The following is a 24,530-nucleotide window of genomic DNA, read 5'->3' as shown; positions in this document are numbered from 1 at the left end:
ATCGAACCGAAGGATAACCGTCTGTGCGCTCGACCTCCTGTGTCTACATCGACGCCGGCTACCTCCTGGCTTCGGCTGCCACCCGTGCGACCGGAACTCGCTTCGCAGTGGCATCCACGTGGAGTACGCCCAACTGATCGATGTTCTGTCGACTACTGCGACCGAGTTGTCTGGTCTGCCATTGTTGCGAGTCCGCTGGTACGACTCTGCAAAAGACGGCGTTCCGGATGCGCAGCAAGAGCGAATCGGTGAACTCCCCAAAGTGAAGTTGCGGCTTGGCCGATTCGGGATGGGTGGCGAGCAGAAGGGAGTTGATCTGCGGATCGGTCTGGATCTGGTGAACCATGCAAGGAATGCGGCATCTGATGTGTTCTACCTCGTATCCGGAGACGATGACCTGACGGAGGCGGTTGAAGAAGCTCAGGTACACGGAGCCCAGGTTGTGGTGATCGCGATACCAAATGCTAAGGGCGGTCCACACGGCATCAGTCGACACCTGCTGCGTGCGGTCGATGAGATGCATGTTCTCGACGGAGATCTGATCGATTCGTCGGTTATGAAGATCGAGCGACAGAGCATTCCACTGGACAATGAGTCCGCAGAAAGAACCCCGGAAGGTGTGTCAGCGGCAGATCCGGTGACGCGACCGGGACCTCCGAAGCTTAGTGCACGCTCGTTCAGTCCTGACAACTTCCCCGTCGTCGAACTGACTACGGTGTTTCGCCAGCAAGGTGACGACAACCTGGTGCGGATACTCAACGCGGTCCGCGAAGGCGAACTGCTCGATGGTGCGCGTGCTGAACTGAATGCCAGAACCGACCCGGACTTCGAGCCGCCGCACGATGAATTCTGGCTGACCCTGGCGGGCACCAATCGGATCGTCGCGGCCCGGAACCGCGCGATGCTCGAACGACTTCCCGACCCTGCCAAGAGGTTCACGGCAGCGATCACCGGGGATACCGACGGATTCGAGCTCCCCGCAGACGAGGAACTCGATCTCGCAGTCGGTGCGCAGGTCATGATGCTGAACAATGATTCGGCCGACCGCTGGGTCAACGGAACACTCGGCAGGGTCACCGCGGTCAATGCCGACGGTCCGGAGCCGCTGATCGAGGTGCGTTTCAGGGACGGGCGAACCGAGCAGGTGCGTGAATACACCTGGGAGATCACCCGGCCGACGGTTCAGGGTGGCTCACTTGTTCAGGAGACGGTGGGCACGTTCACCCAGCTGCCGATGAAGCTCGCCTGGGCGATCACGATCCATAAATCCCAGGGACAAACGCTCGACCGGCTCGTCGTCGATCTCACCGGCGGCACGTTCGCGAACGGCCAGCTGTACGTCGCACTCTCCCGATGTACCAGCCTGGAAGGGCTCGTGCTGAAACGAGAGGTCCGCCCGAACGATCTGAAGACCGATATCAGGGTTCGGCGCTATCTGGCCACCGGTACCGCCACAACTGAGAGCCTCGGCGAGGCGTACATCGCGGCACTCACCGTGGGAAGCGCCGGCAAGCAATGGCGGCCACGCCCGATCGAAATCGCCGTCGTCACCGATGACGGTGATGAGATCACGACAGTGATCAACCCGACCAGTGACATCTACACCGCCCAGGCTGACTTCGGACTGACCACCCGCGACGTGCAGCTCGCGCCGCTGCTGACCGAGGCGTGGCCGGCACTGGCACCGGTCTTGGCCGGACGAGTCCCGGTGGGCGTGCAGATCGATGAGCAGCTCGGCTACATCGACTTCGAACTGAAGCGCAACGGAATCGTCGAACCGATCCCGCTGGGAGTGGATGTGCCTGACCGCCTGCTCACCGCGGACGAACGGGACGAGGTGATGAATGCTCCGACCGCCCTGGCGCGCGCCCGGGCAGTCCGCGCCAGCGTCCATCGAATCCGGACGACCGGTGCCGGACGATTGGGTACCGGCACGGCGTTTCCGCCGACGGCACGCGGACACGGATATCTGCTTGCCCGCACTACCGGCACGACGGGAACCGTTGCGCCGGCCGGGTTCGTGGTGGGCGGCAACATCGGTGCCGGGGACGATCCCGCCCAGATACTTGCCGACCTGCTCTCCGCCGCGTGGGCCAGGATTCCGAACCCCGACGCCGAGACCGTCGAGCGCGTGCGGGATGCCGAACGGTACTTCGGTGTCAGTGTGCTGCCGGACGACTTCGAGGCAGCCGAACCCCTCGATATCGCTGCCGTACTCGGTCCGGAGATACGGGTCTGCTTCACCGGCACCGTGAACTCACCGGTCCACGGTGCACTCACCAAAGGCCAGCTGCATGATCTAGCCGCCGAACAAGGACTCGTTCCCGTCGACTCCATGACCAAGACGAAAACCGACGTGCTCGTCGTCGCCGAAGCGGGATCTCAGTCGGGGAAGGCGAAAGCGGCCGCCAAGTGGGAGAAGCCCGTGATCACCGCGGCGGAGTTCTTGGAATGGGTGCACCGGCGCTGACCGGCCATCGGGCGGGCGAGCACCCGGCAATGCCCCCATCCGTCCTAGTGCCCGCCGCTCAACTTTGTCAGAGGTCGACATCCCAGAGCAGCAGTCCCAATCCGGAGTTATCGAACCAGTCCCAGCAGCCCCAGTGTCGGTCTCACGCGATAGGGTGCTAGCGAATTCGATTGCCCCGCACGTCCCACGCCAACTCTGGCGGCGATTGCGTGCACGAGAGTAGGGATTGCGCGTGAGCGATCCGACGCCAGAAGTTGTTCCGATCTGGACTCTGACGACGACCGCGGAGATGGCTATGCCTCCAGTGAAGCTGGATGAGGCGATGTCGGCAGGGCGTCTGGCAGAACTGCGCAGCGTACTGGCGGTGCTCGCTGAGGCCCCGGTCACGACCCTGGAGGTGCGTCCCAAGCCCCGCGACATCGACACCTCGCGCGGACTGTCGTTCGGGAGTGCCAGCCCGATCGCACAGCAACTCTCGTCGTTTGCGACGCAGATTCCGGCGTCCGGCTCCGCTGCGAAGAGCAGCGAGGTGGTCTATCGAATGGTCGTGCCGGCAAAGGTCGCCTCTCAGGTCAGCGGCGGTGCACTCAATCCGATGCAGTCGAAGGCAGTGGCCGGGGGTGTGCACAGCGCCCTCGTCGGTAAGAAGGGAATCGCAGCCCAAGCGACCTTCGTGCCAGTCACCGCGAGTGCGGCAACAGCAGGGGCGATGGCTGTCGCCGCGCCGTTGATCCTGTTGACTGTGGCGGCCGGTGCCAGCGTGCACGCCGAGCAGCAGCGGAAGGCTGCCATCGAACGAGTCACCGCCCTGCTGGAGAAGCTGCACCAGGATAAGCTCGACGACGAACGCAATCGGCTCGACGGTTGCCGCAACGCGATCGACAAGGCGACAGCGGTGCTCCTGGACCGCGGGAACATCAGTTCGTCGTTGGGCTTGGGTCCAGCGGTTCACGTTATCGATACCGCGATTGCCGCCGCCGAGCACCGTGCTCAGGGCTGGCGGCAAGCCCTGGACGGGCTGCCGGAAGGCAAAGTGGAGCTGCCGGCTCTGACCGCGGCTATCGAAGGCATCGAAGACGCGGGCAGTGAGTTCTATGCGCACCTTGAGCTCGCCGATCTAGCGGTCGCGTTGAAGCGGCGCATCATCGTGCTGCAGGCCGTCGAGCATGCCCAGCAGGATGAAGGAAACGCCTTCGAGAACTTCGCTGCGGCGCTGAAGCTGGACGCCCAGAATCTGGAGAAGCTGATCAGTGACCTCGACGATGTTCGACTGCGCTTGTCCACGCTCCAGCTCGATCGGTCCCACGGATTCCGCGACTTCACGTTCAGTTCCAGCTCGGTGGACAGACTGTTGAACACCTCGCAGCGTCTCCGCGATCTCGGCGATGGCGTGTCCCGCCCGCTGGGGCAGTCCGATATCGCCATTGAAATCGTGCAGGACAGCGACGGCTCTGTCACAGTCCTGCCGCCGACGGCGGCGTCGTAGGTGAGGACGATGGATATCCAGTCGAGGGTGTCGATGACGCAGATCCGAAATGTAAGTTCTACCAGTGTGATTCGCACTGTCAGAATCTTGTGAAAGCGCATGGGTCGTAGCCACGACGGGCATGTCAGCGGCCTCAACCGCTGGGTCGATGGAGTCCGCGCCGACACGGGGGCGTCGATCCCGTACTTCGATCCTGATGCTGCCACCAAGGGAGTGTGGATCCTGATGCTGTTCCAGGATCCGTCGGGAGCGGCATAGGGGCGCATTGTCGTACGAGCCACCGATGCTGCTGACCGAGCTGGCGATCCCCGTCGCAGTGAGCGGCTGACCGTGGTGGATCGAGGTGTATGTGGCAACGCTGTCGTGGTGGTTGGCCAACCGGGAGGGATCGCCGTGGCTGTCGCGGCGTCGGGCTCGTATCGCTTGCCCGAACAGATGGCGCACGAAGTCGGCGGTCATTGTCGCGGCCGTTGCCCGACCAGCCGCCGTTGCCCAACCAAAGGTTAACCGGGGGCTGGGCATCGATGAGGAGCGCGATACACACGCAGCCAGAGAGAGTGTTGCGGTCGCGCGTATGAGGTTGACTCAGTGAGATTCGGTGATTCCGAACGACGGAAAGAAGACGTAGGTGGTGCGTCCACGTTTGACGGTGCCGTAGATGGCGCAGAGGACCAGTCCCGGACCGGTTTCGATGACGCCACCGCGGACTCCGTTCGACGGGACCACGGCGAGCGCACGCTTGAGTGCGCTGACCGGCGCGGAGTAGGCGGCTGCCGGAATCGGGGCGGCCTTGGCGTGACTGACGACGGCGTCGAGCACGGTGTCCAAGAGTCCACCCAGTGGCGCGTCGAGGCCGCCGCGCAGCGTATTGAGATTGAACCAGGCCACGTGGATGCCGGACTTGTCACCGAAGTCGGCGAAGATGCCGCCGACCGGGACGAAGCCGCACAGGATCTCGCCGCGCCGTACGGCGTTGAGGCTGAAACCCGCCACGTTCAGATTGCCGACACCGGGGGTGTACGGTCCGGCGACGGCGCCGCCTACCCCGATGGGCAGGGTCAAGTCGGTGCTGAAACCCAGCGTCGGAGTGAAGGCGTTGATGCCGAGTTGGCGCAGTAACCGGTTGGCGGCGCTCACCCCTTCGGCGGGGATCTGCGGCGGCTGCACGGGGGCTAGATTCCGTGCAGCGTCGAGTGCCAGGCTCGCCGGGCGTGCAGCCGCTTCGACCGTGGCCTCTGCGGTCCGGTTAACCAGGGCCGATGCTCGCCCGGCGACGCCAGAAAGGCGTCGAACACCCTGAGCGGCAACGGTAGTCATAGACTAAACAATACAACGCTCATTGTCATCGTCGGTAGTCGGCGACGCGCACGGGGCGTCGCCGAGACGAGTTTCGTCGCCGTGGCGAGGGATTCAGTGAGGGCCGGGAAGTGTCGTACGTGTGCTGCAGTATTGCGATTATGCCGACGAGTGAACGACAAAGGAGTTCGTGAGATGGTCACCAATACAGAACTGTTGAACCTGCTCGAGGCCGTCTGTGTCCTGCACGAGCGCGGGTTCGAGGGTGTCCGCGTACTGCCGCACTTCGGTGGTCCGGGGTACTGGCGGCTCGTGATCGCGCCGGGGGAGGGAATCGATGACCAAGCGGCGTTTCCCCGCTGGGATCCGGAAGTCGGACTTGCATACAGTGTCGCTGGTCAGCACGAGTTCGCGGACGGAGAGTTCGGTCCGGACACCACGCCGGAAGAGCTCGCCGACATGATCATCGCCGTACGCCCAGAGTTCGCAATCGAAGCTCGGGATCCGAGCTACACCGGCTGGCTGCGCGATCTGGTCACCGCATGCAGACGAACCGAATCGGTACCAATCGCATTTGATGAGTACTCCGAGCCAGGCGGACCGTGGACCATCTCAGGGACAGGTACGACGTACCGGCGGCCACCGCCACAGACTGATTCGGCGTAGTCGCAGATCCGCTGACGACGGTTTTTCGCCACACCGGACGCTCCACACCCCGGAGGCCGGGCCTGTCGCTCCGCGTCAGTTGCGGCGGGGCGGTTGACCGCCGGGAGATCCACCCGGACCACCGGGACCATCCGGACCGGCCGGTCGTGCGGCAGGTTCGGTGTTGATGTCGACGGCAGCGGCAAGTGAGCCGCGGTAGCCGGTGTCGGGGTCGCCGGTGAAGGTGCCCATCTGCAGCGAGTAGCCATCGCCGAAGACGTTGTCGTTCTCGATACGGCCGATCTGGGCAAGCGCTTTTGCCGAGCCGCTGTATTCGGTCCGGCGGTAAACGTCGTTGAGCATCTTGTGCGGGAAGGCAACCTGGGAGGTGGCGATGGCGTTCTTGACGTCGGTCGCCGATGCCAGGTCCGGGTAGACCTCGAAGTGCAGGTGGGTCCAGCGCCCGGTGTAGCAACCGGGAACGATGGTGGTGAATCGTGCGTTGCCGTCGCGCCCGACTTTCTGGATGCCGCGCAGGAAGGTCTCGTTCTCTACGCCTTCGGAGTACATGGAGTATCGCCCCTGCGCATCGCACTGCCACAGGTAGACGACCGCACCGGTGAACGGTTTGTTGGCGTTGGCCATATCGGTGACTTTGAAGGTGAACGTCAGCGGTACGCCGTCGGCACGGTTGCCACCATCGAGGCTGGTGGTGATGTCACTGCGCTCAATACCGGACTCCTGCAGGATGTTGACGTTGTTGCTGCCGTCAGCGGGGTAGGGACCGTTGGTCTCTTCGGGGATCTCCTCAGTCGCCGCGTCGATGGCTTCGGAGGCACCGGTCGACGCCGATGAGCTCTTGGACGACGATCCATCGGAGCAGGCAGCCAGCGCGAGGGTTCCTGCCCCGGCGCCGAGAAATGCGAGCATGCGCCGGCGGGTGAGCAGGGTGGCGACGTCGAATCCGGCGCCCTGGTCGACCACCTCGTCGTCCGGCCGGGCGAGCGGCCGGCCCTCATAGGTGGGGCCTTGGGGGCTCTGCTCGGGTTCGGGGCTGCGGATCATGGGCTGCTTCTCTCCAGGGAGTCGGGGCGTGAGCTGGTGGGATCGACTCTGACCGGTGACGCCGGGGATGCGCTGGGGAGAGCCTGCGAAATCGCTGTGAACCGACGGGTGACTGTTGCCGCGATTCACTCGGGCAGGACGGCGCCGCTGCGGGCGCGTGGCGTCAAGCGCTGCAGCTGGGTGACGTGCTGCGGTTCGAGGTCGGTGAGGGAGGCGACGCCGAGCAGGCGCATGGTGCGCTCGATCTGGGTGCGCAGGATGTCGAGGGCGCGGGTGACGCCGTCCTGTCCGCCGGCCATCAGACCGTAGAGGTAGGCGCGGCCGACCAGGGTGAAGTCGGCGCCCAGCGCGATCGCGGCGACGATGTCGGCGCCGGACATGATGCCGGTGTCGAGGATGATCGTCGTCTGGTCGCCGAGCTCCTCGGCGACGGTGGGCAGCAGGTGGAAGGGGATCGGGGCGCGGTCGAGCTGGCGGCCGCCGTGGTTGGACAGCACGATCCCGTCGACGCCCAGGTCGGTCACGGCGCGGGCGTCGTCGAGTGTCTGGATGCCTTTGACGACCAGCTTTCCCGGCCACTGCTGTTTGATCCAGGCGAGATCGTCGAAGGTGACCGTCGGGTCGAACATGCTGTCCAGCAGTTCGGCGACGGTCCCGGACCAGCGGTCCAGGGAGGCGAACGCCAGCGGTTCGGTGGTGAGGAAGTCGATCCACCACGCGGGGCGGGGGATCGCATTGAGCACGGTCTTGGCGGTGAGGGCCGGTGGGATCGACATGCCGTTGCGGGCATCGCGCAGGCGTGCGCCGGCGACGGGGACGTCGACGGTCACCATGAGGGTGTCGTAGCCGGCGGTCGCGGCGCGCTCGACCAGTGCCATCGACCGGTCGCGGTCTTTCCACATGTAGAGCTGGAACCAGTGCCGTCCGCCCGGTGCGGCCTGGGCGACGTCTTCGATGGACGCGGTACCCATGGTCGACAGGGTGAACGGGATACCGGCACCGGCGGCGGCGCGTGCCCCGGCGTACTCGCCTTCGGTCTGCATCATGCGGGTGAAACCGGTGGGCGCGATCCCGAACGGCAGCGCCGACGGGCCGCCGAGGATCTCGCACGAAGTGTCGACGGTCGAGACGTCGCGCAGGATCGCCGGATGGAACTCGATGTCCGCGAATGCCTGCCTGGCGCGGGCCAGGGAGAGTTCCTCTTCGGCGGCGCCGTCGGTGTAGTCGAAGGCGGCCTTGGGGGTGCGGCGCTTGGCGATGGTGCGCAGGTCGTCGATCGTCATCGCCCGGTCCAGACGACGTCGTTTGCCGTTGAACTGCGGTGTGCGGAACTGCAGCAGCGGGGCGAGGTCGGCGGGTTTGGGGATACGACGCTCCATCTGTTCAGTGTGGCACTCGAGCGTGCGGCGTTGCAGGAGTTCAGCTGCGTGCGGGTCCGGAGGATGCCGGGGGTGCGGCCGGGGCGGTGTGTTCGGTCCAGACGGTGCCGTCCCAGTACCGCTGCAATGCCGAATTCTGCGCATCCGGGTACCAGCCCGCCGGAACCGACGGCGGCGGTGGTGGTGGCGCCGGGGGCGACGATGGAGGCGCGCCGGCGGCAGGGTGGGCCGTCGTTTGTGGAGGGGTGGCCTGGTGTCTGGCGGCGCGGACACCGATGTTGTTGACGGCGGTAGCGAAGGCGCGCGCGGTGCCCTCCTGCGTCTTGGCACTGCCTTCGACGACGATGATCTGCCCGTCGGCAAGGGCTATCGAGACGTAGATCTTGGTGTAGTCCTTCTTGGCCCCTAGGGCGAACACGCCGATCAAGACCACCCGAGTGAGGGTGAGCCGGCTGTTGGGTGCACCCAGATCGACCTCGGCACGGGCGCCGGCGACCGGAACGGTTGTGCCCCGATAGTGGAGCACCTCGTTCGCCAAATCGAGCCGCAGACCGTTGAAGGCCATGGTCGGCGCCGCCCCATTGAATCTGGTTCCCGGTGAGGACTCCAGAGCCGCCAGCTTGGGCGGCGGGGCGGCGGTGACCGTACTGGGAAAGGGAAGTGCGGTCAGGACATCGTCGAGGATGGCGCGGTGCTTGTCGCCGTACTGATCGATGGTCCAGTGCACGTCAGCGACGTCCGGGGCAGGAACCGTGACGTGTGCGGTCACCTTGGCGCCCCAGCGGTTCTTGAGGATGGCGCGGGGAACCTCGGCGCGCATCGGATTGTCGACGTCCAGCACAGTGGCGTCGACCGCCGAGATCAGCGCCTCGTACAGCGCGCGGTGAACGTCAAATGCTGGCGCCTGCACGCGAGTAGTGAATTTCTCGATGGTCCCCATGTCCCATGACGGTAGACGGCGCCGGACGTATCCTCGAAGCACACCGCCGAGCCGGGAGGTCATCACGACCAGTAACAGTCCGTCCAGCGCAAATCGGCCGAGTACCGGGCGAACCGCCGACGCACTGCTGCGGCGGCTGCCAGCCGATGTCCGGCGCGACTGGGCCGCGCTGGCCCGGCCGACGGCGTCGTCGTCGTTCCATCCGAATCTGGTCGCGGCGCTGCCCGAGCCCGCCCGGCGCTGGCTGACGGCGGCGATCGCCCCGGGGACACCGCTGACCACGACCGTGGAACTGGTTCAGCACGGGCGCATCAAGATCGGATCGTGGCGGAGGTTCTGGGCGCACCAGATCATCTCCGGCGACGGCTATCTCTGGGCGTCGACGACGCGGGTGCTGGGGCTGCCGGTCCGCGGCTACGACCGGCTGATCGACGGACGCGGCGACCTGGTCCACCGGATCGCCGGGAAGATCGCGGTGGTCGATGAGTCCGGGCCCGACGTGAGCCGCAGTGCGGCCGGGCGCCTGGTGTGCGAGCTGTGCTGGGTGCCGGCGGCGACGCTGGGACCGGATGTGACCTGGAGTGCCGTCGACGACGACACCGCGCGCGTCAGTTTGGACTATGCGGGTGCGACCTACGACGCCGAGTTCACCATCGACGCCGCCGGAGGACTGCGCTCGGTGCGCACCCGCCGGTGGGCGAGTCTGGACGGCCAGCCCTATCGGCTGCACGAGTTCGGGGCACAGATCCATCGCAGCGGAACCTTCGGCGGATTCACCGTGCCGCAGCACGTGACGGTCGGCTACGGATTCGGCGGTTCCGAGTGGCCGGCCGGGGCATTCATCGAGATCGTGCTCGATGACGCGGTCTTCACCTGACCGCCTGCCCGTGGCCGGCTGCGCCCGACCGTCCGACCACCGGGATGGGGCAGACTCGAGGAGTGCGTTACTTCACCGCCGATCTGCATCTGCAGCACCCCAAACTCGCGGAGCTGCGCGGATTCACTTCGGTGGCCGAGCACGACGAGGCCGTCGTCGGGCAGCTGGCCCGGCTTGGCGCCGAGGATGAGCTGTGGGTGCTCGGCGACATCTGCTCGGGTGGGGTGGCCAGTATGGAGTCGGCGCTGGCGCAGCTGTCCGGGCTGGCGGTGCCCATGCATCTGGTCACCGGCAACCATGATCCGCTGCACCCGATGCGCCGCGGCGCCCAGCGGCACTTTCCGGCGTATGCGGCGGTGTTCGGTTCGATCCAGCAGCATGCTCGGGTCAAGATCGGGCCGGAGCCGGTGCTGCTGAGCCACTTCCCGTATGCGGGCGTGCTCGACCGGTATGACCGCGACGAGTTCGCCCAGTATCAGCTGCCGGATCTGGGGACGTGGCTGGTGCACGGGCACACCCACGCCGAGCAGCCGCGGTCGGGGGAGCGGTCGATCTGTGTGTCGCTGGAGGCCTGGGATCTGAAGCCGGCGTCGGCGGAACTGATCGGCGAGCTGATCCGCCAGATCTGAACGACCGGGTGGGATCAGTGACCGAGGCGGCGGAGGAAGTCGTCGATGGTCCACTGGCCCCCGACCTCCGGCATGCCCGGCAGGTGATCGGCCACGGTGATGTCGAACCCGAACTCGCGCGGATCGGTCTGCCCCGTCTCCGACGCCAGCCAGGTGACGCAGATGTCGGCGGCCAGGCCGGGGTCGTCGACGTAGATGGCGCCGTTGGTGCAGTCGCTGGTCGGATCCTCGTCGAACCACAGGTTCGGGGTGGCCGCGCCGGCATCGTGGTCGACGTAGCTGGTCGGCTCCATCACCACCTGGGAGCGGCGCACCAGATAGCGGCCGTGTTTGAGGACGACGATCTGGGCGCAGACGGCCTCGATCGGTTCCTCGAAGTCGTCGTCGAGGGCGTCGTCGTCGATCCGGAAATCCTTGGGGCCGAAGTCGATGGTGACGCCGGTGGGGATCTCCGGCAGCGATTCGCTGAGCCAGGCGGTCATCTCTTCCCAGGTGCCGCAGCCCACGAACTCTTCGTCGTAGTCCTCGCTCATACCCTTGAGTCTAGATCGAGTGCGGCGGACAAGCTCGTTTGTCAGTGCCCGGAGATTGTCGGTGCCCGGGGATACGGTGCGCCCATGTTCGCCACACCCGCTGATGCCATCTGCCCGGCCGCCCGCATGCTCGGATGGCACGACGTCGGCACGACGGTCACCCTTGTGGCCGCCGACGGTTCGTTCATCCGCCGCCGCGAAGGCACCTACCTCGATGCCCACGACCTGGACGGACCCGTCGTCCTCGGCGACGGCGTGGAGATGATGTTCCACGATCTGCAGATCCGCCTGCCGCGGGGTGAGTCGCTGTACGCCCTGATCGACGCGGTCACCGACGGGCTGGCCGAATCGACGTGGACGGCCGTCGAGGTGCCCGGCGGCGAGGGCGTGTTGGTGATCACGCTGACGCCGTGGCAGGAGATGCCCGGAGCACCGATTCCCGACGAACTCGACCTGGACTGAGGTGCGAAACCGTTCGGGGCTGTCAGACTGGGGGACATGATCTTCATCGTCGCCAAGTTCCTGGTCAAGCCCGAGCACGCCGACGCCTGGCCGGAGTTGTCCCGGGAATTCACCGAAGCCACCCGCGCCGAGCCGGGGAACCTGTGGTTCGACTGGTCGCGCAGTGTGGACGACCCCAATGAGTACGTGCTGGTCGAGGCGTTCAAGGACGACGCCGCCGAGGCGCACGTGAACAGCGACCACTTCCGTAAGGCGCAGGAGCAGTTGCCGCCGCTGCTGCAGGAGACCCCTCGGGTGCGCAATGTGGTGATGGACCGCGACGAGTGGGATCCGCTCGGGGAGATGGCTGTCGACTGAACTGCCTGTTCACCGGTGGTGCTGTGCGTGGTCACTCTGCAGGGCGGGACCGCACCAGCGGCGGCGGCGTCCAGGACGGCCAGGTAGAGCCGCCGACCTCGACACCGTCGACGAACCGGGCGGCCAGGCGCATGCGGCCGGCCGAGTTGTCGTAGACGTAGGCCAGGTCCGCCCGCGAGATCCCCTGCGCCGCCAGCGGCCAGACGCGCTGGTAGCGGGCGCGGATCTTCTCTTCCGGAACCGAATGCCCGCCCGAGGTGACCCGGAGCCGGACGCGGTGAACGGCGAGCTCCTCGGGGACCATGACCACGTGCAGGACGACTCGGAAGCCGTGGGCGTGCGCCGAGTCGAGCAGTTCGAGTTTGGAGGGATGCGAGAACACCGTCTCGGCGATGAAGGGCCGGCCCATCGTGATCAGCCCTGCCCGGGTTCGGGCAGCGATCTGAGCGGCGTCGTACGACCGTGCCTCCGGGTCATCAGGCCAGCGCTGACGGGCGATCTCGTCGGCGTTGACGTAGAACGAGCCGCTGAGGCGCGGAAGAAGCAGGTCGGTGATCAGCGTGCTCTTACCGGCACCGTTGCACCCGATCACCAGATCGAGGCGCGGCGTGCTCACCGAGCGATGATGCGTTCGGTGCCGTCGGGGAGGTGCTCGACGATCTCGCCGGCGTCGTTCAGCGTCACGGAGGTGTGGCCGGTCGCCGCACGGCGAGCGGCGAAGTCGATCTGGTCCAGACCGGATTCGATCGACGCGGCGATCTCGGCGTCGAAGACGACGGCCTCATCCGCGGTGAGGTGCTCGCTGGGGAGAGTCCCGGCCAATGCGGCCTCGATCCGTTTCCGGGCCACACTGCTGCGGTCGGACACCGCACGGCCGACGCGAGCCCAATGCTCCAACTGCTGCCGGGCCGATCGCTGCGACTCCTGGCCTGCCACGGTCGCGTCGTCGAACAGGTCGAGGGAAAACCGTGTCACCTTGTCGGCGCTCGTCATGACGACCTCCTGTTGCAGTCTGCAACACCAGTGTAGTGCCGCCGGACCGACCGGGCAACGGGCTGCCGGTCAGCGGGCGTCGTCGGTGAAGGCCTCTTCGGGCACCACGTAGGTGATGGTGATGTCCCAGGGGGCCACGCCCCAACGGCTGATGGCCTCCACGGCCAGGGCGCCGGCCCCGCGCAGCGCGTCCTCGCTGGCCGGGGCGCTGATGGTCTGACCGGTGGTCTCCTCGGTGGCCGGCCACAGTTCGCTGCCGGTCGGGGTGGGGACCGTCTCCAGGATGATCTGATCGGCGCCGCCGTCGTGGACGGCGACCACCAGGCAGTAGCGGCCGTCGGCGTCGTCCCAGCCGCCGGGTTCCACCACGATCAGCTCGCCCCGGGAGAAGGCTCCGGCGGCGGCGCGGAAGATCGCCGAGTTCAGGTCTTCCCACGGATCACCGAAGACGTCACTGGGCGGTTTGGAGTGGAACACCCGCCCGCCGACCTGGGAGCCGTCAGCGCTGCTCTCGACGGCCTGGCGTTCCTGCAGCATCAGGGTGCCGGTCTCCTCGTCGAACAGACACAGTTCGCGGTACCGGCCGGCGCGCACCCGATGCCGCGACAGACTGCCGCCGCCGACCGCGTCGGCGAAACCCTCCGGATCAGCCAGGTGCCAGACGGTCGGCTTATCGGTCCACACCTGAATCAGGCCGCCGACCGGGACACCGAAGACGGCGGTGGTGAGCGTGGCGCCTTCGTCCAGGGGGGATCGGTCCGACATGAGGGGCTCTCCTTTGTCTCGCAGATGTGCCTGTCTCCACTATGCAGCACCGGCAATCGACGCGCCGCCCGCTTCTGCCCGGCGAGCCGCTGCCGGGCGCTACGGTCGAGGCCATGGTGCAGATCGAAGTGGTGCACGCCGATATCACCACGCTGGACGTCGACGCGGTGGTCAATGCGGCCAACAATGCGATGCGCGGCGGTGGCGGAGTGGACGGGGCCGTTCACCGGGCCGGTGGGCCCGCGGTGCTGGCCGACTGCATCGCCCGCTTCCCCGACGGGCTGGCCACCGGCGATGCCGGCTGGACCACGGCCGGCCTGCTGCCGGCGCGGTGGGTGATCCACACCGTCGGGCCCAACCACGCCGCCGGACAGCGCGACCGGACACTCCTGGAATCGTGCTACCGGCGCTGCCTGGAGGTGGGCGATGAACTCGGCGCCGCCTCGCTGGCCTTCCCGCTGATCAGCGGCGGCGTCTACGGTTGGCCGATCGACGATGCGGTGGCCGCCCAGGTCGATACGATCCGACAGACACCGACACGGGTGGAACAGGCGCTGCTGGTGGCGTTCGACGCCGATATCGCGCAGCTGCTGAACAAGCGAGTGGGGGAGCGATGAGTGTGATCACGAAACTGACCGTCCTGACGGCGCTGGCCGGGACGGCGATCCTGCTGGGCGGCTGCGCGGACAACGGTTCGTCGACGCCGATGGTGACCGAGGTGGTGACGGTGACCGCCGGAGCCGAGGACTCGGGTACCGGAGATTCGGGTGCCGGGGAGTCCCCGGGTGCGCCCGGCAGTTCCGCCGCCGGTGGGGACCAGAAGACCGAGGTGGTGACGGTGGTGGCGGTCAGCCGGGACGGGCAGCCCGAGCCGGGCTGGACCGTCGAATCCGGGGGCGGTGGCGCGCTCTCGTGCGATCCGCTGACTCCGAGTCCGTCGGCGGTGTCGGGCGATATCTACAGCTGTGCCCCGAGTGCAGCCGCCGCCCACACCTGCTGGCCGGCCGCGAACTCGCGTACCGCGTTGCTGTGCGCCTCGACCCCGTGGGACAAGACCCTGCGGTCGCTGACCTCTGATGTGCCGCTGACCGGGGTGAACAAACCGGCCGATCCGCGGCCCTGGGCGCTGGAGCTGGACAACGGCGTCCGCTGCGTGATCCGCACCGGTGGGGCGTGGGGTGGCCGCAACGACGGCTACCTGGGCGCCTACGGCTGCGCCGACACCCGCGATGTGGTGCTGGTCAAGAGCGGCGGCGAGGTGGTCGACACCTCGTCGGACCGGTGGAGCGTCAAACTCGGGCCGCTGGGTGTGAACAACGAGGACTTCCCGCCGCCGGCCACGGTCGGGGTGGTGCGGGCCTACTTCGCCGGCAGCGCGAGCTGAACCGGACCGGTCGGTGGTGGAGCGGCCGGTGGTGGACCGGTTCAGTGATGGGCGACGCGAGCCAGAATGATCTCGGCGAGCTTCTCGGCGTTGTGCTCGGGGATCCAGTGGCCCGCGTCCTCGAGGATCTCCAGCTGGAAGTCGGCCACGGCGAAGTCGGCGGCCAGTTCGGCGCCGCGCCGGGACAGGGCCGGATCGTGGGCACCCCAGACGTGGGTGGTCGGCACGGCTACCCGCCGGGCCAGCGAGGGCGGGGAACTCAACCCCATCGCGCGGTACCAGTTCAGGGCGCCAGGCAGGGCGCCGGTGTCGATCACCAGACGGTGCACGTCGGCGATCTGCTCGTCGTCCATCCCGGTGCGGCGCAGGACCTGATCGACGACGAACGGCACCTTGCTCATCAGCAGATCGGGCAGCAGGGGCGGCTGGAAGGCGGCCATGTACCACGACCGCAGCAGCTGGTCGCTGGAGAAGAAGGACTTGATGAAGGCGCCGGGGTGCGGCACCGAGACCGAGGTGAGGGTGCGCACCAGATCGGGCCGGCTGGCGGCCAGACCCCAGGCGACGGCCGCGCCCCAGTCGTGCCCGACCACGTGCACCGGGGCGGCATCCAGGCGGCTGATCAGGCCGACGACGTCGTCGATCAGCTCGCTGGACCGGTAGACGGTGCGCGCCAGCGGTCGTGCGCCGGGGGAGTAGCCGCGCTGGTCGGGGGCCACGGTGCGGTAGCCGGCCGCGTTGAGGATCGGGGTCACCTTGCGCCAGCAGTGGCTGGTCTGCGGAAAACCGTGCAGCAGAATGATGGTGCCGTTCTTGGCGGTTCCGGCATCGACGACGTCGAAGGTGAAACCCATATAGCTGTACTGATCCACGGTCTTGTTGCCTCCTGATCCGTGCGCGGCCCGATCGGCCACTGAAGAACGCTACCCAAGCGCGGGCGGGAACGGGAGAAAGCCGGCGGCGGCGTTTCGGCAGTTCGCGGGCGCGATAGAGTCGCGCCCATGGACAGTCCCCGGCCGGAGTCGCCGGCCGCCCCGGCCCTGTTGGGCATGGTCGGCGCCTGGGTGGGGGTGTTCGCCGGCGCCGCGGTGACCGCCCTGGTCTGGAAGTACCCGCTGCTGATGGTCGGCAACGAGGGCGGCAGCCTCGATGCGGCGCTGGTCGCCCTGCTGACGGTGCTGTTGTGGTTGGTCCTGGCCTCGATGGGGCTCGGGCTGGTGGTGGCGGCCGGGGTGATCGCGGTGCTGGTCGGCTGAGCGGCTCAGGTGTCGGTGTCGGTGACCAGGCGGCGCACATCGTCGGCGGTGAGCTTGCCGCTGAACTGTTCGCCGTCGTCGATCAGGGCATCGAACAGGGCGCGTTTGCGGTCCTGCAGCGCCACCACCTTCTCCTCGATGGTGCCGGTGGACACCAGCCGGTAGACGGTGACCGGACGCTCCTGCCCGATCCGGTGGGCGCGGTCGACGGCCTGGGCTTCGGCGGCCGGATTCCACCACGGGTCGGCGACGAAGCAATAGTCGGCGGCGGTCAGGTTCAGGCCGAAGCCGCCGGCTTTGAGGCTGATCAGGAAGATCTTTGTGCCGTTCTGGCCGCCGGAGGTGAACCTGTCGATCTGCGCCTGCCGCTGGGCGGCCGGCATGGAACCGTCCAGATAAGAGAACGGGATCTTCAGCCCGGTGAGGGCGTCGGCGATCAGCTGCAGGAAGCCGGTGAAGCTGCTGAAGACCAGGGCGCTGTGACCCTCGGCGATCAGCTGCGGCAGGTGCTGGGCAAGATAGTCGATCTTGGTGGAGGACAGGGACTGGTGCTCCTGGTCGACCAGCCCGGGATGCAGACTCAGCTGACGCATCCGGGTCAGGGCCTGCAGGATCTGGATCCGGTTCTCCTCCCAGTTGTCCAGCAACCCCAGCAGCTTCTGCCGTTCGCGCGCCAGGAAGACGTCGTAGATCTTGCGGTGCTTGGTGTCCAGGTCGATGTGGACCACCGACTCCTGTTTGGGCGGCAGATCGTCGGCGACCTGAGTTTTAGTGCGCCGCAACATGATCGGCTTGAGGCGGCGGCGCAGAATGTCCAGCCGCTCCGGTTCGGCACCTGATTCGATGGGGGCGGCGAAGTGTTCCCGGAACTTCCGGGGGTCGCGGTACAGGCCGGGGGAGACGATCGAGACCAGCGCCCACAGTTCCATCACGTTGTTCTCCATCGGGGTGCCGGTGATCGCCAGTTTGAACGGCGCAGCCAGTCGGCGGGCGGCCTGATGGGTCTTGGAATTGCGGTTCTTCAAGAACTGGGCCTCGTCGAACACCGCACCGTCCCAGTCGACCCGGGCGAAGGCGTCGTAGTCGATACGCAGCAGCGTGTAGGAGGTGATGACGATGTTGGCCGTCCCGATCTGCTCGGCCAGCGGCACCCCGGCCCGCTTCTCGGTCGAGGTGACGGTCGCGACCTGCAGCGACGGGGCGAAACGTGCGGTCTCGGCGGCCCAGTTGCCGATCACGCTGGTCGGGGCCACCACCAGGAACCGCACCTGCGGATTCTGGGCCGCGATCCGGGTGACCAGCGCCAGGGTCTGCACCGTCTTACCCAGACCCATATCGTCGGCGAGGATCCCGCCGAGCCCGTTGTCCCACAGGAAACTGAGCCAGGCCAGCCCGTCGCGCTGGTACCCGCGCAGTGCGGCCTGCAATTGCGGCGGGGTCTGGACGGGTTCGGGCGGCCGGGCCGCGGCCAGCCGCTGGACGCGGCCGTGCCAGTCGGCGAGCTGACTGTCGACCACCCCCAGGCTCAGCAGCTCCTCCCACATGGTGGCGTTGGGGTGATCGGCGGCGATCTTGGCGCCGTCCAGATCGCCCATCGCGCGGGCCTCGTCGAGCAGTTCCTTGAGCAGGGTCAGTTCCGGGGTCTGCAGGCTGAAATAGGTGCCGTCTGGCAGGACGAGCCAGTCGGCGTCGCGGGCCAGGGCGTCGATCACATCGGCCAGGGGCACTTCGGCGTCGTCGGCCTTCACGGTGACCGTCAGGTCGAGCCATTCGAAGGCGCCGGTGGTGCCGAAGTGCAGTTGCGTGTTCTCGGCTTCGCGGAACTCGCGCTGGGGCCCGGTGATCTCCACCTGCACCAGCCCCGGGGCGGTGAGGCGGTTGACCATCTCGCCGCACAGGATGGCGGTGTCGGGTAGATCCAGGCCCAGGGGGATGAGCAGGTCGGTGGTCGGTACCTGTGCGGCGACCTGCGCGGCCGGCCGCAACTCCAGCACGTTGAGCAGATCGAAGGCGGCCATCGGGGTGCGCTGGGCGAAGGGCCGCCGGTGGCGGGCCTCGGCGCGCAGCAGGGCCGCCAGCGCCTGCTTCCAGCGGGTGTTGCCGCTGCAGAACAGTTCCAGTTCGGGGCGGGCGCGCCGCCACATCTGCTGTTCGCCGTCCAGATCGCGGAATCCGACCTGGCGTTCGGGGACGGCCGGATCGAAGTGCCGCAGGACGCCGTCGACGCGGTAGCCGGCCCGCCAGCGGGTGCGCGAGCCGTAGTCCTCCATCTCGATCAGCAGCAGCGGGAACGGTGCGGAGATCTCCGGTGGGGCCAGCCCGCGGTCGGGCAGCTCGACGGTGCGGTGGGCGGTCAGCCGGGGCAGCGCGGTGAGGAAGTCGGTGTAGTCGGCGGTGGGGACGTCGAAGGGGTCGCCGGTGAGCAGCCGCGTCTCCAGCGGGGTGACCCGGGCCAGCGGACCCAACCGCAGGACGTCGCCGGCCAGCACGGCCGCACCGGTGGCCGGATCGCCCAGGATCACCACATCGTCGTCGGTGACCGGCAGCCCGTCGCGGGTCAGGTCGGCGATCAGGTGCGCCCCGTCCTCGTGCGGCGCCAGACGCAGGACGATGTCGAAGCCGTCGGTCAGCTCGACGGTGGCGGCCTCCCCGGAGGCCAGCAGCGGCATACCGGCGGTCACCGCCGAACCGAGCACCTTCCAGAAGGCGGCCGGGGCCAGTGACAGCTCCAGGCCGGCCGGCAGCCGCGGCCCGGTGCCCCGGACCCGGTGGGTGCCGCCGGGCGCGAAGATCGCCGCGATGGCGCTGATCCCGTCGAATCCGGCCGGTTCGTAGCCGTCGCCGCTGCCCTCCAGTGCCACCGCCCACGGCAGATGCGGGGTCCAGACGCCGGTGGGCTGGCGCACCAGGGGCCGCAGCGTCAGCACCAGGGCTCCCTGCGGATCGCGGCGGGTGGCCACCTCCAGGCCCACCGGGCGGATCCGCTCGATCTCGGTGGTGGCCGGGGCGTCGGCGGAGATCTCCTCGAGCAGGGCGCGCCAGGCCGGCACATCGTCGTCGTCAACGGCCGCCAGGATCAGGGCGGCGCAGTGTTTGCAGTCGGTGGCCACCGGACACGAACAGCTGCCGAAGGTGTCGGCCACCTGGCCGCCCTGGACCACCAGGGTGACGGTGCAGCGGTAGCGGTTGCGGCCCGAGCCGCGGCACACCCCGCGCAGCACGGTCGGGGTGCTCCATTCGATCCCGCTGATCCGGTCCTGCTTGGCGTAGGCGCGGCCGCGGAGCACGTCCGGGATCGGCAGGTGGCTCAGAGCCTGTTCTGCCTGTGCGGACGAGAAGTTGCGGGTAACCATCCCGGTCAGGTTATCCGTGTGCGCCGACGTGCCGCCGCGGCCCGTCCACAGGTTCGCCGTCGTGCGGACGCGAACCTGTGGACAGCGCCGCAGTCATCAGGCGGCGTCCGGGTGCGGGATCCCCATCAGCGGCTGCGCATCGCGGCTGTAGGCGTAGCCGTACTCCCACGGGAACCGGCCCGCCGAGTCCGGCCAGATCAGCTGCACGGCCCGAAAATCGGGGCCGTAGAGCAGCCGGGTCACCGTGAACTCGGTGGTGTCCATCGTCGGCAGCGAGGTCAGCGCATAGGGCGGGCGCACGATGCCGGTCAGGCGCGGGGCGTCGAACAGGTAGGGATCGTCGATCAGCCGCTGGGCGGCCCGGTTCAGGATGCCGCAGGCCTGCGCCGGATCGAGGCCGTAGATCACCAGCTCGGGGCGGGAGAACTCGGTCAGGCCGGTCGTGTAGGCGAAGGCCGGATTCAGCTCGTCGCCGTACACGCCGGTGACCGCCCAGCGCCCCGCTGAGATCTGGGCGAGCGCGTTGTCCACCAGACCATCGGAGCCCTCGCAGCGCGGGTCGAATTCACACATGGTTTCACTCCTTCTTCTCCACCGGCCCTCGGCCGAATATCGATCAGATGTTCGATATGGAGTGACGGTACGACGGGGGTCTGACATTGACGGCCGGCCCGGTCGGCGGGTGATCGGATTACGAGCGGCCGACCGCCTTCTCCTTGAGCCAGGGGCGCCATTGCTGCGCGTCGTAAGCCCGGTCCGAGATGTGGACGAGCGGACCGGTCATCGCATCGGTCTTGCCGCGCTCGTTCGCGCAGATGGTGTCGCTGACGGTGCCTCTCGGGTTTGTCCCGCACCAGGACAGCAGGCTCCCGGCCCACTCCTCGGGGAACAGCCGCTCCGGCCGCTGCCCGGAGAACGTATCGCCCATCTCGGTGTAGGAGATGCCGTTGAGCTCGACGGCACCACCGCGGTGGATCACGTTCGGGTCCGAGGGATACCGGTCTCCGTCGGCGATGAGGACGCCGATCGTCGAACCGTTGTTACCGGCGTTCAACAGCGCCCGGTGGATGACCATCGCGCCCTGCGAGTAACCCGCCGCCACGATCGTCGAGCCGGGGCACTGCTGCTGTGCATCCTTGATCATGGAAGTCGCGACCGCTGTGCCGGCGTCCGCCGAGGCGGGAAACTCGTCCGGGGCGCCCGGCTGCTGGCCCGTCTGGCTCTGCATATACGCCTGGATCGGTTGCGGTAGAAGAACGGTGACAGGTGCCGCGTGGTACTCGACGACACGCAGATCGACGTCCTTGCCGGCCGCACTGGCGTCCGCCAGGAGATTGCGATACGTCTCGTTGACGAACTCGCCCTGCCCGTCGTGTGCGGTCAGCTTGACCCCGGAACGCTCGCCAGAGCCCGCAGCGCCGATGAAGACGATGTCCTTGCAGTCCGCCGAGGTGGAAGCGGTGATCCCGACGGCGCCGATGACGATCACCAGCACCACGACCACAGCGGCGATCAGCGCCGCGAGCAGCTTCTTGCTGAACCGCTTCTTCGGCGCCGGCTGCGGAGGCAGCGCGCCGGTCTGCGGATGCGCCGGCTGCGGCTGCTGCGGTGCACCGGCGATCGCGTTGAGGGTCTCTTCGGTGACGGCGACCGTCGGGTCGGCGAGCAGGGCGTCGTAGGTCTGCTTCTTCGCCGGATCGCCGAGGATGAGAAGAGCCCGCTGCAGATACGCCTGATCCGGACCCGGCGGTGTCTGGGCGATGAGCTGCTGCAGCTGGCCGGCCAGTGCATGTGCCGGTGCACGGGGGTCGAGATCGAGGGTGCTGTACAAGGTCGGTGGTCGACTCATCGCTGCTCCTTGTGGTCGAAATCCTGGAGCTCGGAGTGCACGTGACTGTGCATCGTCGTTCCCGGTCGTCGTGTGGTTCGTCCGGTAGAGGAACGGTGGAGTGGAAAAGTTCCCGAACCGCAGAAGGTCGGTGCCGGTGCGGCGTGCCGCCGCGTAGCCTCGGTGCTGTTGAGCTCTGCACCGTAGGTGATGGCAAGGAAGGACCCGAATATGAACGAGGAGTCGCTGCGCGAGGACGTGCACCGCGATCTGCACGATATGAAGGTCGCCGCGATCACCGCCTCGGTGGTTGGACTGGTGCTGGTGATCGTCTTTGTGGTCCTGGCGGCCTAGGCCGTGCTGAGCATCGTGGTGCCGGTGGTCGCGATCGTGCTGGTGCTGCTGGCGTGCGGCTACCTGTGGTTCAAGGTGCGCCGGGAGATCCGCCGTCACGAGGGCAACCGGCGACAGTAGATTCCGGATCGGGGACCGGACACACCTGAACTGCGCCGCCGGAGTTATCCACCGGCGACCAGCGGAAAGCGGCCGGGTCACCGGTGACGGATAGACTGACCGGGTGGCAGGCAGAATCCCCGAAGGCGATATCACGGCGATCCGTGAGCAGACGCGCATCGAGGACATCGTCGGCGACTACGTCGCCCTGCGTCGGGCCGGCGCCGACAGCATGAAGGGCCTGTGCCCGTTCCACGACGAGAAGACGCCGTCGTTCCATGTGCGGCCCAACCACGGACACTTCCACTGCTTCGGCTGCGGTGAGGGCGGGGACGTCTACAGCTTTCTGCAGAAGCAGGAGCACATCACTTTTGTCGAAGCCGTCGAGCAGCTGGCCGACCGGATCGGCTACCGCATCAACTACGAGGGCGGCGGCACCACGATCGTGCGTGATCGCGGCACCCGGGCGCGGCTGGTAGCCGCCAACGCCGCCGCACAGCGTTTCTACGCCGAGCAGTTGCAGACCGCCGAGGCCCAGACCGCCCGCGATTTTTTGACCGAACGCGGTTTCGATGCGGCCGCGACCGAGCACTTCGGCTGCGGCTATGCCCCGGCCGGCTGGGACACGATGACCAAAACCCTGCTGTCCCAAGGGTTCACCTTCGCCGAATTGGAAGCGGCCGGCCTGGCCAAACAGGGCCGGATGGGCCCGATCGACCGGTTCCACCGGCGGCTGCTGTGGCCGATCCGCAACACCGCCGGCGATGTGATCGGCTTCGGTGCGCGCAAACTGTACGAGGACGACAACTTCGGCAAGTACATGAACACGCCCGAGACGATGCTCTACAAGAAGTCGCAGGTGCTGTTCGGTATCGACCTGGCCAAACGAGACATCGCCAAAGCGCACCAGGTGGTGATCGTCGAGGGCTACACCGATGTGATGGCCATGCACCTGGCCGGGGTGACCACCGCGGTCGCCTCCTGCGGCACCGCCTTCGGTGAGGACCATCTGGCGCTGATCCGCCGGCTGATGATGGACGACTCCTACTTCCGCGGCGAGGTGATCTACACCTTCGACGGCGACGAGGCCGGACAGTCCGCGGCGCTCAAGGCCTTCGAGGGCGAGCAGGCCATCGCCGGGCAGACCTTTGTGGCGGTGGCACCCGACGGGATGGATCCGTGCGATCTGCGTCAGCGCTCGGGCGACGGGGCGCTGCGCGATCTGATCGCCCAGCGCATTCCGATGTTCGAGTTCGCGATCAAGGCGCTGCTGGACAAACACGACCTGGACATCGCCGAGGGCCGGGTGGCGGCGCTGCGCGAGACCATCCCGGTGGTCGCGCGGATCCGCGATGTGGCATTGCGCGACGAGTACGCCCGCCAGCTGGCCGGCTGGATCGGTATGGACGATGTGGCCAGTGTGCTGGGCCGGGTGCGGCAGCAGGCCGGTCGCGGTCGCGGCCGGGGCGGCGGACACCAGGACCGCGGACGGCGACCCGGCCGGTTCGCCGCGCCCGAGGCCGCCTCGCCGCCGCCGACAGCCCGGCCGTTGCCGAACGATCCGCGGCTGTGGCCGCAACGCGAGGCGCTCAAAGCCGCCATCCAGCATCCGGGGCTGGCCGGCAGCGTCTTCGATTCGCTGCCGCCGGAGTGCTTCGACGAACCGGCCTACGCCCTGGTGCGCCAGGCCATCGCGAACCTGGGTGGCACCGCCAGCGGTATGAGCGGAGCCTCGTGGGTGGATGCGATCGCCCAGGCCGTAGACAACCCGGCGCTGACCCCGCTGGTGACCGAACTGGCCGTCGAAGACATTCCCGTCGACGAGGCCTCGCTGCCGCGCTACATCAACAGCGTCCTGGCCCGCTCGCAAGAGGTGTGGGTCGGCTCGCAGATCGCCGACCTAAAATCCAAGCTGCGCCGGATGTCGCCGGGCGGGGACCCCGACGCCTACAACGCGCTGTTCGGCGACCTGGTGGCCCTGGAGTCGTACCGGCGCAGTCTGCTCGAGCAGGCCACCGACGCCGGCGTCGAATCGCTCTGACCGCGGACCCGCGCGGTTCCACCGTCAGCAGAGGATCGACCCCAGGCCGATCCCGATGCCGTGCAGGTCACCTCGACCGGGACCAACCGGTGGACCGGCACCGGACGGATCGGTGATCGTACCCTGCACGTGGAACCGGCCGAGTCGTGCATCAAAAACCCGTCCTGACTGCCGCGGACCGATCGGCGCAGAAGTAAGGTCATCGCACGCGGTGGCGAGAGACAATCGCTGCGAGGTGCCGGGCACATCCGGTGGGCATTTCCGTGGCGGGCACGTCGGGTTCAGCCACGTCGGCACCGCAGCCGGTGTGCGACGCGG

The 24,530-nt window shown here is 67.6% G+C and carries 25 protein-coding genes; 13 read left to right on the top strand and 12 right to left on the bottom strand.

Annotation, left to right across the window (positions count from 1 at the left end; translation table 11 throughout):
- Positions 1 to 118: 118 nt before the first annotated feature.
- From GOHSU_RS17415 to GOHSU_RS16720, 3 genes are all read left to right on the top strand, one after another.
- Positions 119 to 2,470, top strand: a complete 2,352-nt coding sequence (locus tag GOHSU_RS17415; protein WP_005938703.1) for an NYN domain-containing protein — start codon at positions 119 to 121, stop codon at positions 2,468 to 2,470.
- A gap of 232 nt (positions 2,471 to 2,702) precedes the next feature.
- Positions 2,703 to 3,956, top strand: coding sequence for a hypothetical protein (locus GOHSU_RS06615; RefSeq protein WP_005938701.1), 1,254 nt, complete (start codon positions 2,703 to 2,705; stop codon positions 3,954 to 3,956).
- A 99-nt stretch (positions 3,957 to 4,055) separates the two neighbouring features.
- Positions 4,056 to 4,214 carry a hypothetical protein gene (locus GOHSU_RS16720; RefSeq protein WP_005938698.1) on the top strand — a complete coding sequence of 53 codons (159 nt, stop codon included), beginning with the start codon at positions 4,056 to 4,058 and terminating at the stop codon, positions 4,212 to 4,214.
- Positions 4,215 to 4,541: 327 nt separating this feature from the next.
- Here GOHSU_RS16720 and GOHSU_RS06610 read toward each other — a convergent pair whose 3' ends face one another.
- The gene (locus GOHSU_RS06610) at positions 4,542 to 5,123 is read right to left on the bottom strand and encodes a hypothetical protein (RefSeq protein WP_005938696.1); all 582 of its coding nucleotides are present in this window, start codon (positions 5,121 to 5,123) and stop codon (positions 4,542 to 4,544) included.
- A 324-nt stretch (positions 5,124 to 5,447) separates the two neighbouring features.
- On the opposite strand from GOHSU_RS06610, the gene GOHSU_RS16875 reads away from it, so the two are divergent.
- Positions 5,448 to 5,918 carry a hypothetical protein gene (locus tag GOHSU_RS16875; protein ID WP_005938693.1) on the top strand — a complete coding sequence of 157 codons (471 nt, stop codon included), beginning with the start codon at positions 5,448 to 5,450 and terminating at the stop codon, positions 5,916 to 5,918.
- 75 nt (positions 5,919 to 5,993) lie between these two features.
- On the opposite strand, the gene GOHSU_RS06600 is transcribed toward GOHSU_RS16875, so the two are convergent.
- The 3 genes from GOHSU_RS06600 to GOHSU_RS17190 form a co-directional block, all read right to left on the bottom strand.
- A complete protein-coding gene (locus tag GOHSU_RS06600) occupies positions 5,994 to 6,962 on the bottom strand; it encodes a dioxygenase family protein (protein WP_005938691.1) in 969 nt (322 codons plus the stop codon).
- Between the two features lie 125 nt (positions 6,963 to 7,087).
- Positions 7,088 to 8,341 carry an alpha-hydroxy acid oxidase gene (locus tag GOHSU_RS06595; protein ID WP_005938689.1) on the bottom strand — a complete coding sequence of 418 codons (1,254 nt, stop codon included), beginning with the start codon at positions 8,339 to 8,341 and terminating at the stop codon, positions 7,088 to 7,090.
- A 40-nt stretch (positions 8,342 to 8,381) separates the two neighbouring features.
- The gene (locus tag GOHSU_RS17190) at positions 8,382 to 9,281 is read right to left on the bottom strand and encodes a DUF2510 domain-containing protein (RefSeq protein ID WP_024332845.1); all 900 of its coding nucleotides are present in this window, start codon (positions 9,279 to 9,281) and stop codon (positions 8,382 to 8,384) included.
- Between GOHSU_RS17190 and GOHSU_RS16235 the strand changes: the two genes are divergently transcribed.
- Positions 9,271 to 10,158 (top strand): DUF6544 family protein, encoded by an 888-nt coding sequence (locus GOHSU_RS16235; RefSeq protein WP_162138710.1) that lies wholly within the window; start codon positions 9,271 to 9,273, stop codon positions 10,156 to 10,158. The genes GOHSU_RS17190 and GOHSU_RS16235 overlap by 11 nt on opposite strands.
- Positions 10,159 to 10,220: 62 nt before the next feature.
- A complete protein-coding gene (locus GOHSU_RS06580; protein ID WP_051139544.1) occupies positions 10,221 to 10,787 on the top strand; it encodes a metallophosphoesterase in 567 nt (188 codons plus the stop codon).
- Positions 10,788 to 10,801: 14 nt separating this feature from the next.
- On the opposite strand, the gene GOHSU_RS06575 is transcribed toward GOHSU_RS06580, so the two are convergent.
- Positions 10,802 to 11,320, bottom strand: coding sequence for a hypothetical protein (locus GOHSU_RS06575; RefSeq protein WP_005938682.1), 519 nt, complete (start codon positions 11,318 to 11,320; stop codon positions 10,802 to 10,804).
- Between the two features lie 84 nt (positions 11,321 to 11,404).
- Here GOHSU_RS06575 and GOHSU_RS06570 point away from each other — a divergent pair, with 84 nt between their 5' ends.
- Positions 11,405 to 11,782, top strand: a complete 378-nt coding sequence (locus tag GOHSU_RS06570) for a hypothetical protein (protein ID WP_005938679.1) — start codon at positions 11,405 to 11,407, stop codon at positions 11,780 to 11,782.
- Positions 11,783 to 11,818: 36 nt separating this feature from the next.
- On the top strand, positions 11,819 to 12,139 hold the full coding sequence (locus GOHSU_RS06565) for a putative quinol monooxygenase (RefSeq protein WP_005938677.1): 321 nt from the start codon (positions 11,819 to 11,821) through the stop codon (positions 12,137 to 12,139).
- Between the two features lie 31 nt (positions 12,140 to 12,170).
- Here GOHSU_RS06565 and GOHSU_RS06560 read toward each other — a convergent pair whose 3' ends face one another.
- The 3 genes from GOHSU_RS06560 to GOHSU_RS06550 all read right to left on the bottom strand — a co-directional run bounded on the left by GOHSU_RS06560 (position 12,171) and on the right by GOHSU_RS06550 (position 13,897).
- A complete protein-coding gene (locus tag GOHSU_RS06560) occupies positions 12,171 to 12,755 on the bottom strand; it encodes an ATPase (protein ID WP_005938675.1) in 585 nt (194 codons plus the stop codon).
- Positions 12,752 to 13,132, bottom strand: coding sequence for a TA system antitoxin ParD family protein (locus GOHSU_RS06555; protein ID WP_005938672.1), 381 nt, complete (start codon positions 13,130 to 13,132; stop codon positions 12,752 to 12,754). Before GOHSU_RS06555 ends, GOHSU_RS06560 begins: the two co-directional genes overlap by 4 nt.
- A gap of 69 nt (positions 13,133 to 13,201) precedes the next feature.
- The gene (locus tag GOHSU_RS06550) at positions 13,202 to 13,897 is read right to left on the bottom strand and encodes a hypothetical protein (RefSeq protein WP_005938670.1); all 696 of its coding nucleotides are present in this window, start codon (positions 13,895 to 13,897) and stop codon (positions 13,202 to 13,204) included.
- A 113-nt stretch (positions 13,898 to 14,010) separates the two neighbouring features.
- Here GOHSU_RS06550 and GOHSU_RS06545 point away from each other — a divergent pair, with 113 nt between their 5' ends.
- Positions 14,011 to 14,514: an O-acetyl-ADP-ribose deacetylase gene (locus tag GOHSU_RS06545; RefSeq protein WP_005938668.1), complete on the top strand. Its 504-nt coding sequence runs from the start codon at positions 14,011 to 14,013 to the stop codon at positions 14,512 to 14,514.
- Positions 14,511 to 15,281 (top strand): hypothetical protein, encoded by a 771-nt coding sequence (locus tag GOHSU_RS06540; RefSeq protein WP_005938666.1) that lies wholly within the window; start codon positions 14,511 to 14,513, stop codon positions 15,279 to 15,281. Before GOHSU_RS06545 ends, GOHSU_RS06540 begins: the two co-directional genes overlap by 4 nt.
- Before the next feature lie 41 nt (positions 15,282 to 15,322).
- On the opposite strand, the gene GOHSU_RS06535 is transcribed toward GOHSU_RS06540, so the two are convergent.
- Positions 15,323 to 16,195, bottom strand: coding sequence for an alpha/beta fold hydrolase (locus GOHSU_RS06535; RefSeq protein WP_245551690.1), 873 nt, complete (start codon positions 16,193 to 16,195; stop codon positions 15,323 to 15,325).
- Between the two features lie 87 nt (positions 16,196 to 16,282).
- Here GOHSU_RS06535 and GOHSU_RS17315 point away from each other — a divergent pair, with 87 nt between their 5' ends.
- Positions 16,283 to 16,537, top strand: coding sequence for a hypothetical protein (locus tag GOHSU_RS17315; RefSeq protein ID WP_005938660.1), 255 nt, complete (start codon positions 16,283 to 16,285; stop codon positions 16,535 to 16,537).
- Between the two features lie 5 nt (positions 16,538 to 16,542).
- Here the strand turns inward: GOHSU_RS17315 and GOHSU_RS06525 are convergent, their stop codons facing one another.
- The 3 genes from GOHSU_RS06525 to GOHSU_RS16495 all read right to left on the bottom strand — a co-directional run bounded on the left by GOHSU_RS06525 (position 16,543) and on the right by GOHSU_RS16495 (position 21,739).
- Complete coding sequence (locus GOHSU_RS06525) at positions 16,543 to 19,890, bottom strand: DEAD/DEAH box helicase (RefSeq protein ID WP_005938657.1); 3,348 nt, start codon at positions 19,888 to 19,890, stop codon at positions 16,543 to 16,545.
- A gap of 96 nt (positions 19,891 to 19,986) precedes the next feature.
- Positions 19,987 to 20,463, bottom strand: coding sequence for a DUF4262 domain-containing protein (locus tag GOHSU_RS06520; protein ID WP_005938654.1), 477 nt, complete (start codon positions 20,461 to 20,463; stop codon positions 19,987 to 19,989).
- Between the two features lie 118 nt (positions 20,464 to 20,581).
- The gene (locus GOHSU_RS16495) at positions 20,582 to 21,739 is read right to left on the bottom strand and encodes a cutinase family protein (RefSeq protein WP_005938651.1); all 1,158 of its coding nucleotides are present in this window, start codon (positions 21,737 to 21,739) and stop codon (positions 20,582 to 20,584) included.
- 189 nt (positions 21,740 to 21,928) lie between these two features.
- On the opposite strand from GOHSU_RS16495, the gene GOHSU_RS16870 reads away from it, so the two are divergent.
- The gene (locus GOHSU_RS16870; RefSeq protein ID WP_162138709.1) at positions 21,929 to 22,072 is read left to right on the top strand and encodes a hypothetical protein; all 144 of its coding nucleotides are present in this window, start codon (positions 21,929 to 21,931) and stop codon (positions 22,070 to 22,072) included.
- Between the two features lie 223 nt (positions 22,073 to 22,295).
- Positions 22,296 to 24,212, top strand: a complete 1,917-nt coding sequence (dnaG, locus tag GOHSU_RS06510; RefSeq protein ID WP_005938649.1) for a DNA primase — start codon at positions 22,296 to 22,298, stop codon at positions 24,210 to 24,212.
- The last annotated feature ends 318 nt before the right edge of the window (positions 24,213 to 24,530 follow it).

The organism is Gordonia hirsuta DSM 44140 = NBRC 16056 (assembly GCF_000333015.1).
Taxonomy (GTDB): domain Bacteria; phylum Actinomycetota; class Actinomycetes; order Mycobacteriales; family Mycobacteriaceae; genus Gordonia; species Gordonia hirsuta.
The sequence above is the reverse complement of the archived record's forward strand: the minus strand, read 5'-3'. Positions and strand labels throughout refer to the sequence as shown.

Excerpts from the sequence above, each read along its gene's own strand:
- GOHSU_RS16720 (WP_005938698.1), top strand. The coding sequence starts at position 4,056 with ATGGGTCGTAGCCACGACGGGCATGTCAGCGGCCTCAACCGCTGGGTC.
- GOHSU_RS16875 (WP_005938693.1), top strand. The coding sequence starts at position 5,448 with ATGGTCACCAATACAGAACTGTTGAACCTGCTCGAGGCCGTCTGTGTC.
- GOHSU_RS06600 (WP_005938691.1), bottom strand. The coding sequence starts at position 6,962 with ATGATCCGCAGCCCCGAACCCGAGCAGAGCCCCCAAGGCCCCACCTAT.
- GOHSU_RS06595 (WP_005938689.1), bottom strand. The coding sequence starts at position 8,341 with ATGGAGCGTCGTATCCCCAAACCCGCCGACCTCGCCCCGCTGCTGCAG.
- GOHSU_RS16235 (WP_162138710.1), top strand. The coding sequence starts at position 9,271 with ATGGTCCCCATGTCCCATGACGGTAGACGGCGCCGGACGTATCCTCGA.
- GOHSU_RS17190 (WP_024332845.1), bottom strand. The coding sequence starts at position 9,281 with ATGGGGACCATCGAGAAATTCACTACTCGCGTGCAGGCGCCAGCATTT.
- GOHSU_RS06575 (WP_005938682.1), bottom strand. The coding sequence starts at position 11,320 with ATGAGCGAGGACTACGACGAAGAGTTCGTGGGCTGCGGCACCTGGGAA.
- GOHSU_RS06570 (WP_005938679.1), top strand. The coding sequence starts at position 11,405 with ATGTTCGCCACACCCGCTGATGCCATCTGCCCGGCCGCCCGCATGCTC.
- GOHSU_RS06565 (WP_005938677.1), top strand. The coding sequence starts at position 11,819 with ATGATCTTCATCGTCGCCAAGTTCCTGGTCAAGCCCGAGCACGCCGAC.
- GOHSU_RS06555 (WP_005938672.1), bottom strand. The coding sequence starts at position 13,132 with ATGACGAGCGCCGACAAGGTGACACGGTTTTCCCTCGACCTGTTCGAC.
- GOHSU_RS06550 (WP_005938670.1), bottom strand. The coding sequence starts at position 13,897 with ATGTCGGACCGATCCCCCCTGGACGAAGGCGCCACGCTCACCACCGCC.
- GOHSU_RS06545 (WP_005938668.1), top strand. The coding sequence starts at position 14,011 with ATGGTGCAGATCGAAGTGGTGCACGCCGATATCACCACGCTGGACGTC.
- GOHSU_RS06540 (WP_005938666.1), top strand. The coding sequence starts at position 14,511 with ATGAGTGTGATCACGAAACTGACCGTCCTGACGGCGCTGGCCGGGACG.
- GOHSU_RS17315 (WP_005938660.1), top strand. The coding sequence starts at position 16,283 with ATGGACAGTCCCCGGCCGGAGTCGCCGGCCGCCCCGGCCCTGTTGGGC.
- GOHSU_RS06525 (WP_005938657.1), bottom strand. The coding sequence starts at position 19,890 with ATGGTTACCCGCAACTTCTCGTCCGCACAGGCAGAACAGGCTCTGAGC.
- GOHSU_RS06520 (WP_005938654.1), bottom strand. The coding sequence starts at position 20,463 with ATGTGTGAATTCGACCCGCGCTGCGAGGGCTCCGATGGTCTGGTGGAC.
- GOHSU_RS16495 (WP_005938651.1), bottom strand. The coding sequence starts at position 21,739 with ATGAGTCGACCACCGACCTTGTACAGCACCCTCGATCTCGACCCCCGT.
- GOHSU_RS16870 (WP_162138709.1), top strand. The coding sequence starts at position 21,929 with ATGGCAAGGAAGGACCCGAATATGAACGAGGAGTCGCTGCGCGAGGAC.